Raw genomic sequence first — 11,918 nt, 5'->3', positions numbered from 1 at the left:
TCAAATCAAAATTAGTATATTCTTAATTCGAATTATACTTATCCAGAATAGTATTTTTTAAAATATACGGTTTTAATTCTTTATAACTAAAAAAAATCTCAGGTTCTCCGCCTGCAAAACCTACTAATTCATAAGGAGCATAAGAAAAGGTAATTCCTGTTGGCAAAATATAAAAATTGTTAGCAAGTTTTATTGGAGTTAATAATTCATCACCGTAATCTGATCTTATCTTATTTCCATAAAAATCAATAAAATTTTCATCTTTTGTGTTTAAAATTTGTGCTATTTCTATTTTTTTTCCAGTACTTACTTCGTAATTATTATATGATGTATGATACATACCGTGTGCTCCACCCATATAATTGTACCAATAATAAGAAACTACATAAATATTTGAATCAACAAAAATAGGCGAACTAACAAATAAACTTTCTGTCGTGTAATTATCCTCATTACTTACCGCTTTTTTAATATCAAAATTATGTTTCCATTTATGATGATTTTTTATACTAACCGAATCAATAGGCAAATACTTTAAATTTGAACTTAAAGCTTCAAAGCTTTTATCGTTTGATAAAATTTCTCCTAAAAAAATATAATCCCTTGATGGGGTATAATCTTTTGCTATCCCTTTTTTATAAGTTTTTCCTGTATCAAATAATGTATAATCAATTTTATCAAAGCATTTATAAGATGGAAATTTTTTACTTGGATAAATTTTATATGTTTTTTTATTATAGATGCACTCTATAAACATTTCATTAGTGAATAAATTGTATAATTTAAGATTGCAAATAGTTTTCTCGTTTTCATTCCTGTCATAATACACTTCGCCTGTGTAGAAATCCTCTTTGTCATTTTTTATTAATCCAAAGCCAAAGATTTGGTTTTCTCCATCAATATAAAGATTACCTGACTTCCAATATCCTCCAAATTCTTCAGTCAATTTATTAGAAATATGAATTTGAATTTTTTTATCATTATCTAATTTCCCTTCAAAAGAATAGATAAAAGGAGCTTCGATTTTTAATGTATCACCACCTATTACTATTGTATTTTCTTTAATTTTATAAATTAAACTCTCGTTTTTTTCTTCAATTTTCACTTCACTTACAGGCTTAGGCACAATTACTGATTTCTTCTCATCATTTTTTGACTGACAAGAAAAACATAACGCGATTATCAATAAACCCAGAATAGTTTTTCTCATAAAATTAAACCTCAGCTTCAACCGCATCCAACTCTACTTTCAAATTCTTGATAATAAATTCTTGTCTGTCTGGTGTGTTTTTACCCATATAGAAAGACAACAATTGTTCTATCGATGTGTTTTTATCCATCATAATAGGATCGAGTCGAATTGTTTCTCCAATGAAATTCTTAAACTCATCTGGCGAAATCTCTCCCAAACCTTTAAATCGCGTGATTTCTGGTTTTGGTTTTAGTTTTTCGATCGCATCTCTTCTTTCTTCTTCTGAATAACAATAGATCGTTTCTTTTTTATTTCGAACCCTGAAAAGTGGTGTTTGCAAGATATATAAATGTCCTTCTTTGATTAATTCAGGGAAAAATTGCAAAAAGAAAGTAATCAACAACAAACGAATGTGCATACCATCGACATCGGCATCGGTTGCGATTACAATATTATTATATCGTAATTTTTCTAATCCGTCTTCAATATCTAAAGCGGCTTGTAGTAAATTAAATTCTTCATTTTCATACACAATTTTCTTTGTCATTCCGTATGAGTTCAAAGGCTTACCACGCAAACTAAAAACCGCTTGTGTATTTACATCACGTGATTTGGTAATAGAACCAGAAGCCGAATCTCCCTCGGTAATAAAAAGTGTGCTTTCTAAGTTTCTTGGATTCTTTGTATCTGGAAGATGCGCGCGACAATCTCTTAATTTTTTATTATGAAGATTGGCTTTCTTAGCACGATCTGTCGCTAGTTTTCGAATTCCTGATAGTTCTTTACGTTCGCGTTCTGCTTGCAGAATTTTACGCAATAGGGCTTCGGCAGTTGTTGGATTTTTATGTAAATAATTGTCTAATTTATTCTTTACAAAATCATTTACAAAAGTACGAACAGATACTGGTGGCGTTCCATCGTCTGATCCCATATCCATAGAACCTAATTTGGTTTTGGTTTGAGATTCAAATACAGGCTCCATAACCTTGATGCTAATCGCACTGACAATAGATTTACGCACATCTGATGCTTCGAAACTCTTATTATAAAACTCTCGTATGGTTTTTACGATAGCTTCTCTATAAGCCGCCAAATGCGTTCCTCCTTGTGTGGTATTCTGACCGTTTACAAAAGAGTGATATTCCTCGCTATATTGTGTTTTACTGTGGGTTAAAGCAATCTCGATATCCATATCTTTTAGATGGATAATTGGATACTCTAAATCATCAGCGTTAATTGTTTCTTCTAATAAATCTCTAAGACCATTTTCTGAATAATATTTTTCGCCATTAAATAAAATAGTCAAACCATTGTTTAGGTAACAATAGTTCTTAACCATTTTTATTACATATTCTAATCTGAATTTGTAATTTTTAAAAATAGCTTCATCTGGAATAAAAGTTACTTTGGTTCCTTTTCGTTTTGTAGTATCAATTACATCTTCTTCAAGAACCAAATTTCCTGCTGAAAATTCGGCGGCTTTTTGCTTATCATCACGAACAGATTCTACACGGAAATAATTAGAAAGTGCATTTACTGCCTTGGTACCTACTCCGTTTAGTCCTACTGATTTCTGGAAAGCTTTGGAGTCATATTTTCCTCCTGTATTCATTTTTGAAACTACATCAACAACTTTTCCTAGAGGAATTCCACGGCCGTAATCACGAACCGATACGGTTTTATCTCTGATAGTCACTTCAATAGTTTTTCCTGCACCCATAACGAATTCATCGATACAGTTGTCTAAAACCTCTTTTAACAGAATATAAATACCATCATCGGGTGAAGATCCATCTCCCAATTTTCCGATATACATTCCGGGACGCATACGAATATGTTCTTTCCAGTCGAGTGATCGAATATTATCTTCGTTATATTGATTTTGCTCTAGCATAAATGAGTTTTGGATTTTTTGCTAATGTACTATATCTCCTTAAAAAATGAAAGTCAATCTTTTGAAAGTTATCAATAAAAGCGTCTTTTAAACGCATTTTTTTAAATCAAAAAGAGAAACTCATTAAAATCATAAAAAAAATGCTTTTAAGACAAAAATTTAAGAGCCTATTTAAAATTTAAACATTTAGATTTCATGAGATTATTTCTCGACAGATAAGGCAAACTTTAAAGAATAATAAACTCTTTTTGAATGATTTTAAACCAACTCTAAGACTTTATTCCTAAAACTTGTTTTGCCAATTCAATCATTTCGGGAGTTCCCGTATTTTTATTTTTTTCATCCGAAAGTTTAACTACCCCTTCCCAATGTGTGAAATCTGGCTTCGTTTCCGTTAATTTGACAACCATATTCATTGCTGGTAAACCTACATCATTGGTGAAATTTGTACCAATTCCGAATGACATTTTTATCTTTCCTTTACAGAAATCTGATATAACTTTTACTTTTTCTAAATTTAATGAATCGGAGAAAACTATGATTTTTGATTTTGGGTCAATTCCGAGTTTTGTGTAATGTGCTATTGTTTTTTTAGCAAATTCAATAGGATCTCCACTATCATGACGAACTCCATCAAAAAGCTTGGAATACTTTTTATCAAATTGCTCAAAAAACACATCTGTAGTATAGGTATCTGTCAAGGCGATTCCTAAATCTCCTCCATAAACCTGTGTCCAGTTCTCTAAACCAACTATATTAGCAACTTTAAACCCATATTGCGCTGCATGAAACATAAACCATTCATGCGCATGAGTTCCCAAAGGTCGCTTACCGTTAAGCATTGCCAAATGCACATTACTTGTACCTAGAAAACTTTCATTACCGAAAGTCGCAAGTGTTTCATTGACCAAGGTGTGCACTTTGTACGAATGACGTCGTCTTGTTCCAAATTCTAAAACTGAAACTCCCAATGCATTATAACTTTCAATCTTGTTTTTAGTAATATCCTGAATTGCTTTATCGTCTATTCTCTTTAAATCCTGAGAAGCATAAAAAAGCTCCGAAATCAAAGCCATCAATGGTACTTCCCATAAAATAGTACGATACCAAAATCCTTCTATCGTGATATCTAAATCAGAACCTACTTGTTCTATCTCAACCTCTGAAGCATCAAAAGTATATCCTTGCAAAAAATCCAAATAAGTTGGATCCAAATATGGGCAATGTTTTTTTAAATATAATTTCTCTTCTTGAGTTAATTGCAATTTTGTCATCGCTTCAACAGAATGACGCAATAAAACAGCAAAACCTGGAGGAAAAACATGTTTTCCCCTGTTTATAAATTTATATCGTACTTTTGCTTTAGGAAATAGTTTAATCACTGCATGCTGCATCGTAAATTTATAGAAATCGTTATCTAATATTGATTTCAAAAAAATTGTTACCATAAGCAATCTATTTATTCTAGGTTATTTTAAAAATTTGATTTTATTAGAGCCTCTAATTGCTCTTTTAGTTCTCTATTAGAAATTTCTCCTTTTTCTACATCAAAATTAGCATTAAAACTTGGCAATGAAAAACTTGCTTTTATTTCGGCGCCATAACGTGGAAACAATTTTGTAGCAATCTCTAAAACCGAAGCTCCTCCTCTTGCTCCTGGAGATGTAGCTAGTAACAACAGAGGCTTATGCTGAAAAACATCTTTTTCGATACGCGAACACCAATCAAAAACATTCTTAAAAGCAACTGAATAGTTACCATTGTTTTCTGCCATAGAAACTACCAGAATATCTGCCCCTGCCAATTTTCTTAGAAAAGCTTTTGCTTTTGGGTGCTGCCCTATTTCTTTTTCTACATCAACACTAAATAATGGCATTGCAAAATCATTTAAATCTAATACTTCTATATCGGCATTATTAAATTTATTTGCAGCATATATCGCTAGTTTTTTATTGATAGAATACTGACTATTACTTCCTCCAAATGCTATGATTTTCATGACTCAACTTTTAGTATTTACTCGATTTCTAAGATTTCTTTTTTTATTTCTACTGAATATTCATTTGGGTAAATCTTACCTCCATATGCCTTAGCATATACTTTCGTAAATTCAGCTCCAAAATACAGAATAATTGCTGAATAATAGACCCAAACTAGAATTATTATTACGGAACCTGCCGCACCATAAACCGATGCTGTTGCAGAACTTCCTAAATAAAATCCTATCGCAAATTTTCCTATCATAAAAAGTACTGCCGTACAAGATGCTCCAATAAAAGCGTCTTTCCATTTTATTATTCCATCGGGTAATGCTTTAAAAATAATTGCAAAAAGCAAAGTAATGCTAATCAAGATAATGACCAGATTTATTATATTAAATAAATAAACAGTGCTCTCAGGAAAATACAACTTTAAGCGTGCACTCATTAAATCTAGAATTGTACTTACAAAAAGACTCACTAGCATTAAGAATCCTACTGAAACAATCATAGAAAACGACATCAAGCGGTTTTGAATAAATTTCTTAAGCCCTTTGTTTGGTTTAGCTCTCAATCCCCAAATAAAATTAATAGAACTCTGAATTTCGGCAAAAACTCCCGAAGCTCCAATTAATAACATTACTACTCCGAAAATAGTTGCAAAAACATTATTTCCTGAAAGCTGCACATTTTTTATTGCTTCTTGAATTTGTATTGCTGCACCGTTACCCACCAATCCGTTTATTTGACCATAAAGTTGCCCTGTTACTGCTTCTTCTCCAAAGAAAATTCCACAAATGGTAATAATTATAATTAATAAAGGCGGTAGAGCAAAGATGGTATAATAAGCCAATGCAGCACTTAACTTTATTGCATTATCATCGTTAAACTCCAACACTGTAGTTTTTAACAAATACCATGATTTGGATATTATATTTTGACTTTTCACAATACTTTAATTAATTATTTCTCTCAAATATAAGCAATTAAAAAAATAAAGTTATTCTCATATTTCCTGTAAATGTTATACTTTGTCCATGACTACCCCAGATTGTGGTGGAAAGCATTTTGAGAGGAAAACCACTTTTTTGTTACTGTAAAAAAGCGACCAACGGAAGCTCTTTTTATAGTATTACAAAAAAAGGTTTTACCGAAAAATCTTGAAACGGAAAGCTGGAAATAGGTACTAAAATTAAACCATTAAGAAATTAAGCTTCTTTAAGAATAAACTTAACTTCTCTTAATTCCTTAATGGTAAAACAAAAAAAAGCTGCTGAATTTCTTCAGCAGCTTTGTCTATTCTCTTTAATCTTGATTCTTTTTTCTAAAGAAAAATTATACGTTAAAACGGAAGTGCATTACATCACCATCTTTTACGATATATTCTTTTCCTTCTACTTTAAATTTCCCAGCTTCTTTTGCTTTTGCCTCTGAACCGTAATGAACGAAATCTTCATATGAAATTACTTCGGCACGGATAAATCCTTTTTCGAAATCGGTATGGATAACTCCTGCTGCTTGTGGTGCAGTAGCTCCGATATTGATTGTCCAAGCACGAACTTCTTTTACTCCTGCTGTGAAATAGGTTTGTTGTTTCAATAATTTATAAGCAGCACGAATTAAAACTGATGCTCCTGGTTCTTGCAATCCCATATCTTCAAGGAAAACTTGACGCTCTTCGTAACTTTCTAATTCTGTAATATCTGCTTCTGCTCCTACTGAAAGAATAATAACCTCAGCATCTTCGTCTTTTACCAACTCACGAACCTGATCTACATATTTATTTCCGTTTACAGCTGAACTTTCGTCAACATTACAAACATACAATACTGGTTTTGCTGTAATTAACTGGAAAGATTCCATTAAAACTTCTTCGTCATTACCTTGAGGCGTGATAGTACGAGCTGATTTAGCTTGTAATAATGACTCTCTGATTCTGTCTAAAAGTGCTTTTTCTGTCTGCGCTTCTTTATTTCCAGTTTTTGCTGCACGATTTACTTTCTCCAAACGTTTTTCAACCGTTTCTAAATCTTTCAATTGCAACTCAATATCAATTGTTTCTTTGTCACGAATTGGATTTACATTTCCATCTACGTGTACAATATTATCATTATCAAAACAACGCAAAACGTGAATAATCGCGTTACACTCTCTGATGTTTCCTAAAAATTGATTTCCTAATCCTTCACCTTTACTTGCTCCTTTTACTAAACCTGCAATATCTACGATATCCACAGTTGCCATTTGAACACGCTCTGGCTTTACCAATTCTTCTAATTTTTCAATTCTGGGATCTGGTACGTTTACAACACCAATATTTGGCTCGATTGTACAAAAAGGAAAGTTTGCACTTTGCGCCTTTGCATTTGATAAACAATTAAATAATGTTGATTTTCCAACATTTGGCAATCCTACAATTCCTGCTTTCATATGTAGTTTCTATTTATTTTTATATTCAGCTATTCAATTCTGCTGAAATTTATGTTCTCGCTTTTAAAAGTTTGCAAATATAAGATTTAATACTTCGTTGCCGAACAAAAACTGTGTATTAATGCACTTTTAAACAAACCCTTAAAAAAATTTAAATATTTAGCTAAAGTTTTGTTAAAAAATAACTACTTTTAACTAAACATCTAACCAATCTACAAAACCAAAAGCAATTAATTATGAAAAAATTTACAGTATTAATATTCATACTAAATATTACATTTCTTTTCGCTCAAAAAGAAATCAGCGGTGTCGTAAAAGACCAAAATGGCGCAGTGCTTCCTGGGGTAAACATCATGGAAAAAGGAACTAATAACGGAGTATCTACCGACATACGAGGTGGTTATATCATTAAAGTCAAAGAAGGTGCCGTCTTAGTTTTTAGCTATGTTGGCTATACAAATACCGAAAAAAATGCTACTAGTGCCATTATTGACATCACAATGAACGAAAACGGCGGACAAACATTAAAAGATGTTGTGATTGTAGGTTCAAGAAACACCAAAAGAACAGTTGTTAATTCGGCTGTACCAATTGACATCATTAATATAAAAGATGTTACTACTCAAAGTGGAAAACTTGAAATCAATCAATTATTACAATATATAGCCCCTTCTTTTAATGCTAATAAACAATCTGGATCTGATGGTGCTGATCACGTTGATCCTGCTTCATTAAGAGGTTTAGGCCCTGATCAAACATTAGTTTTGATAAATGGAAAAAGAAGACATCAATCTTCCCTTGTGAATTTATTTGGAACTCGTGGACGTGGAAATACCGGAACTGATTTAAATGCAATTCCAGCTTCAGCCATAAAAAGAATTGAAATCTTAAGAGATGGCGCAGCTGCCCAATACGGTTCTGACGCTATTGCAGGAGTTATTAACATTGTATTAAACGACAATATAGATGAACTTAATGGCTCTGTTACATACGGAGTTTTTAATACTAAAGCCAAAGGGGACTTTCTTCCCGGAACTCCAAATACTAAAAACTATAGATTGGATCAAAACGGAAATGGAAATTCATACGGAAAAAATCAGGCTTTTGATGGGGGATCTGTAAAAGTTGCAGCCAATTACGGTGTTGCAATTGGAGAAAAAGGAGGTTTTGCTAATTTTACTACTGAATACATCAATAAAAACAAAACTCTACGTCCCACTTACGATTTTAGAAAAGGTTTTGGTGATGCCGAAATACAAAGCTTTAATCTCTTTGCTAATATTGCAGTACCTGTATCAGACAAAACTGAGTTTTATGCCTTTGGAGGAAGAAACTACAGAGATACTGATGCTTACGCTTTTACCAGAAATGATGGCGAAAGAGTCGTAGAATCTATTTATCCTGGTGGATATACTCCGAGAATTACTTCAAATATTATCGACAACTCATTAGCAGCTGGATTTAGAACTGAAACTGCAGGCGGATGGAAAATTGACATTAGTAATACCTACGGAAAAAATCTTTTTCATTACTATATAAAAGGAACTATTAATGCATCGCTTGAAGCAGCTTCTCCAACTGAATTTGATGCTGGCGGACATACTTTAACTCAAAATACTACTAATTTTGATTTTTCTAAAAACTATGACTCTGTGCTTAGCGGATTAAACATTGCTTTTGGAGCAGAATACCGTACAGAGAGATTCACCATTTTTGCAGGCGACGAAGGCTCATACGCGACTTACGATACAAACGGAAGACCTATAACCGATCCTACAACCCAAAGTGCTCCTGCCGTTCCTAATCCTGATTACGATCCTTCAGACCCTACCTCTAGCCCTACCGTACCGAGACCAGGAGGGTCACAAGGTTTTCCAGGATATAGCCCATTAAATACGGTTGACAAAGGTCGTACTAACCTGTCTTTATACACTGATGCCGAATTAGATATTACCGATGCTTTTTTAATAAGTGGTGCTGTTCGTTTTGAAAACTACAGTGATTTTGGAAGTACCCTAAATGGTAAATTAGCAATGCGCTTAAAAGCTAGCAAAAACATAAATTTTAGAGGATCTGTAAGTACAGGTTTCCGTGCTCCTTCCTTGGCACAGATTTACTATAATTTACATTTTACAAATTTTAATGCCAGCGGCGCTACCGAAGTATTACTTGCACCAAACAATAGCCCTGTAACTAAGGCATTTGGTATTCAGAAATTAAACGAAGAAAAAGCCGTAAACGCTTCACTAGGATTTACTGCAAATTTTGGTGATTTTACAGCTACAGTTGATGGATACTTTATAAAAGTTAAAAACCGTATTGTACTTACTGGCTACTTTGATGCAGCTTCATTAAATATAGGCGTTGCCGAAGCCCAATTTTTCGTAAACGGTGTAGATACTAAAACAACTGGATTGGATTTGGTTCTTGCGTGGAAGAAAAAATTTGGAGGATCACTATTTAGCGCTACTCTTGTAGGAAACATCAATAACATGAAAATTGATAATGTAAAAAATGGCAATCTACCTGAAGAAACTTTTTTCGGAAGACGTGAAAGAGCATTTTTATTAGCTTCGGCACCTAAAAATAAATTTGGCTTAAACTTAAACTACGCTAGACAAAAATTTGATGCTGGTTTAGCTTTTACACATTTCAGCAAAGTCGTTTTGGTTGACTACGGAGATGAAGAAGATGTTTATCATGATAGAATAGTAACCGATTTAACTCTTGGATATCAACTAACCAAATCATTAAAACTGAGTGTTGGAAGCAACAATTTATTTAATGTTTACCCAACAAAACAAGATGAGCAAGGGAATACTGAAGCTGGAGGATATTGGGATGCTGTACAAATGGGTTTCAGCGGAGCATATTATTATGCTAGACTAGGATTTACTTTTTAATCTAAAACAGATTACCACAACAAAAGAGGCTGTCTCACTTTGAACTGCCCCCAAATAGTTAAACACTATCTGGGGGCATTTTTATGGAAAGAAAAGTCAAGTACAATTACGATTTTAAACTTCGTTGTGTAGAAGAAGTTTTAAAATAAGCAATAACTTAAATATAGTGTCGCATTTTATCCAGAGCTATCAGATCCAAATAAAAATTAGTAATGTGTTAATTTTTATTTGTTTTTATTTACCTTAATCTTTTGACTTTTTAAACTTTCGACTTATTTACATCTTAAAATTTAATGCGTCTATTAATATCTTTTCTTGATTGGTAGCAGTAAATCCCGAAATATCCCAATAATTAGTCAAAATCTTATTCTTTTTATTGAAAAGAGTTTTCTCTTTAAAAACATCACTCTCATTATAAGTAAACTTTTGTTTGTTAAAACTTGTAGTTATAAAACTATTTCGAACCTGAATATTCTTAACCTTATCCTTTAATACAAGATCATAAGCTATTTCTTCATTCGAACTCAGTAAGTGATAATCCAGACCATCTACTCTATAATTTACTTTTACAAGTGATCTTGTGATATTCTTAGCTCCTACTTTTGTTTTATATTCAATTCCGGCAGCAGTTTCAGGTGTAGTAATAATCATAAACTCAATGATTAGTTTCTTCAAAGGATCATAAACAATTTCAAAACTATCCATAACTTTATTAGATATAGTTACTGGTTTTATAAACATAACAAAATAATTTTCGTTACTAGGATGTCCTTTTATAATAAAATCATATTCGTTCTTTAATTTTGAATCTAAAACAGATTCGAAATAATTTAAATTATAATAGTTCTCCATAATATTATTCAAATTATATCCCTTTAAATCGGCACTCACATCAGCTTCAATCAAACCATAAGATCTATTTTGCTCAACTAACAATGTCGTTGTTGGTCCCTTTTTATTTATTGAAAACTGAAAATTTACAAGTCCATCATTATAATAAGAATATATATTATCAAGTATAAAAAACTCCCTTACATAAACTTTTAACCGGCAAGATACTGCTAACTTTTTCATTGAATTAGAAACAATTTTACGTAGTATTTTATCTGGTGATTCTTTAGACAAAACAATTTCATCTAATTTATTTTTCTTATTCTTTAAATAAATCACAAACTCATTTTCTTTTAATGATTCCCACCGAACAGTTAAAGTCTCATAATTTGCTTCTGAAACTTGGATATTAGAACTACCGATAAGCATAAAAGTTACCTTTCCGTCTTGATTACTCAATAAAATTTGTTTAGTTTTAAGCACAACTACTGTTGCTTCATCTATAGGAAGTTGAGTTTCTAGGTCTTTAACAACAATCGAATATTCCGCACTTTGGGCTAAAACACTCGTACTAAACAATATAAAAAACAAAAATATTAATCTATTCATCGGTCCTATTAAATTCACTAAATCAAATGTAAAAATAGTATTATTAAATTAACTAAAAAAAGCATTCAAAGCTTATATAA

At 32.1% G+C, this 11,918-nt stretch carries 8 protein-coding genes; 1 reads left to right on the top strand and 7 read right to left on the bottom strand.

What is annotated here, in order from left to right:
• Nucleotides 1-22: 22 nt before the first annotated feature.
• From IUY40_RS02105 to ychF, 6 genes are all read right to left on the bottom strand, one after another.
• The gene (locus tag IUY40_RS02105) at nucleotides 23-1,210 is read right to left on the bottom strand and encodes a DUF3298 domain-containing protein (protein ID WP_195735234.1); all 1,188 of its coding nucleotides are present in this window, start codon (nucleotides 1,208-1,210) and stop codon (nucleotides 23-25) included.
• 4 nt (nucleotides 1,211-1,214) lie between these two features.
• Nucleotides 1,215-3,086 (bottom strand): DNA topoisomerase IV subunit B, encoded by a 1,872-nt coding sequence (locus IUY40_RS02100; protein WP_195735233.1) that lies wholly within the window; start codon nucleotides 3,084-3,086, stop codon nucleotides 1,215-1,217.
• 269 nt (nucleotides 3,087-3,355) lie between these two features.
• Nucleotides 3,356-4,534: a nicotinate phosphoribosyltransferase gene (gene pncB / locus IUY40_RS02095; RefSeq protein ID WP_195735232.1), complete on the bottom strand. Its 1,179-nt coding sequence runs from the start codon at nucleotides 4,532-4,534 to the stop codon at nucleotides 3,356-3,358.
• Nucleotides 4,535-4,560: 26 nt separating this feature from the next.
• On the bottom strand, nucleotides 4,561-5,085 hold the full coding sequence (locus tag IUY40_RS02090; RefSeq protein WP_195735231.1) for an NAD(P)H-dependent oxidoreductase: 525 nt from the start codon (nucleotides 5,083-5,085) through the stop codon (nucleotides 4,561-4,563).
• Nucleotides 5,086-5,102: 17 nt separating this feature from the next.
• Nucleotides 5,103-6,014, bottom strand: coding sequence for a YihY/virulence factor BrkB family protein (locus IUY40_RS02085; RefSeq protein WP_195735230.1), 912 nt, complete (start codon nucleotides 6,012-6,014; stop codon nucleotides 5,103-5,105).
• A 386-nt stretch (nucleotides 6,015-6,400) separates the two neighbouring features.
• Nucleotides 6,401-7,495, bottom strand: coding sequence for a redox-regulated ATPase YchF (gene ychF, locus IUY40_RS02080; RefSeq protein WP_195735229.1), 1,095 nt, complete (start codon nucleotides 7,493-7,495; stop codon nucleotides 6,401-6,403).
• A 236-nt stretch (nucleotides 7,496-7,731) separates the two neighbouring features.
• Here ychF and IUY40_RS02075 point away from each other — a divergent pair, with 236 nt between their 5' ends.
• On the top strand, nucleotides 7,732-10,398 hold the full coding sequence (locus IUY40_RS02075; protein WP_195735228.1) for a TonB-dependent receptor: 2,667 nt from the start codon (nucleotides 7,732-7,734) through the stop codon (nucleotides 10,396-10,398).
• Nucleotides 10,399-10,674: 276 nt separating this feature from the next.
• Here IUY40_RS02075 and IUY40_RS02070 read toward each other — a convergent pair whose 3' ends face one another.
• A complete protein-coding gene (locus IUY40_RS02070; protein ID WP_195735227.1) occupies nucleotides 10,675-11,838 on the bottom strand; it encodes a hypothetical protein in 1,164 nt (387 codons plus the stop codon).
• Nucleotides 11,839-11,918 lie beyond the last annotated feature (80 nt).

The organism is Flavobacterium sp. ALJ2, assembly GCF_015594725.1.
Classification (GTDB): domain Bacteria; phylum Bacteroidota; class Bacteroidia; order Flavobacteriales; family Flavobacteriaceae; genus Flavobacterium.
Note: the sequence above shows the minus strand (reverse complement) of the source record. Positions and strands in the feature narration are given on the sequence as shown.

Coding starts and splice junctions, on each gene's coding strand:
- IUY40_RS02105 (WP_195735234.1), bottom strand. CDS start 1,210: ATGAGAAAAACTATTCTGGGTTTATTGATAATCGCGTTATGTTTTTCT.
- IUY40_RS02100 (WP_195735233.1), bottom strand. CDS start 3,086: ATGCTAGAGCAAAATCAATATAACGAAGATAATATTCGATCACTCGAC.
- pncB (WP_195735232.1), bottom strand. CDS start 4,534: ATGGTAACAATTTTTTTGAAATCAATATTAGATAACGATTTCTATAAA.
- IUY40_RS02090 (WP_195735231.1), bottom strand. CDS start 5,085: ATGAAAATCATAGCATTTGGAGGAAGTAATAGTCAGTATTCTATCAAT.
- ychF (WP_195735229.1), bottom strand. CDS start 7,495: ATGAAAGCAGGAATTGTAGGATTGCCAAATGTTGGAAAATCAACATTA.
- IUY40_RS02075 (WP_195735228.1), top strand. CDS start 7,732: ATGAAAAAATTTACAGTATTAATATTCATACTAAATATTACATTTCTT.
- IUY40_RS02070 (WP_195735227.1), bottom strand. CDS start 11,838: ATGAATAGATTAATATTTTTGTTTTTTATATTGTTTAGTACGAGTGTT.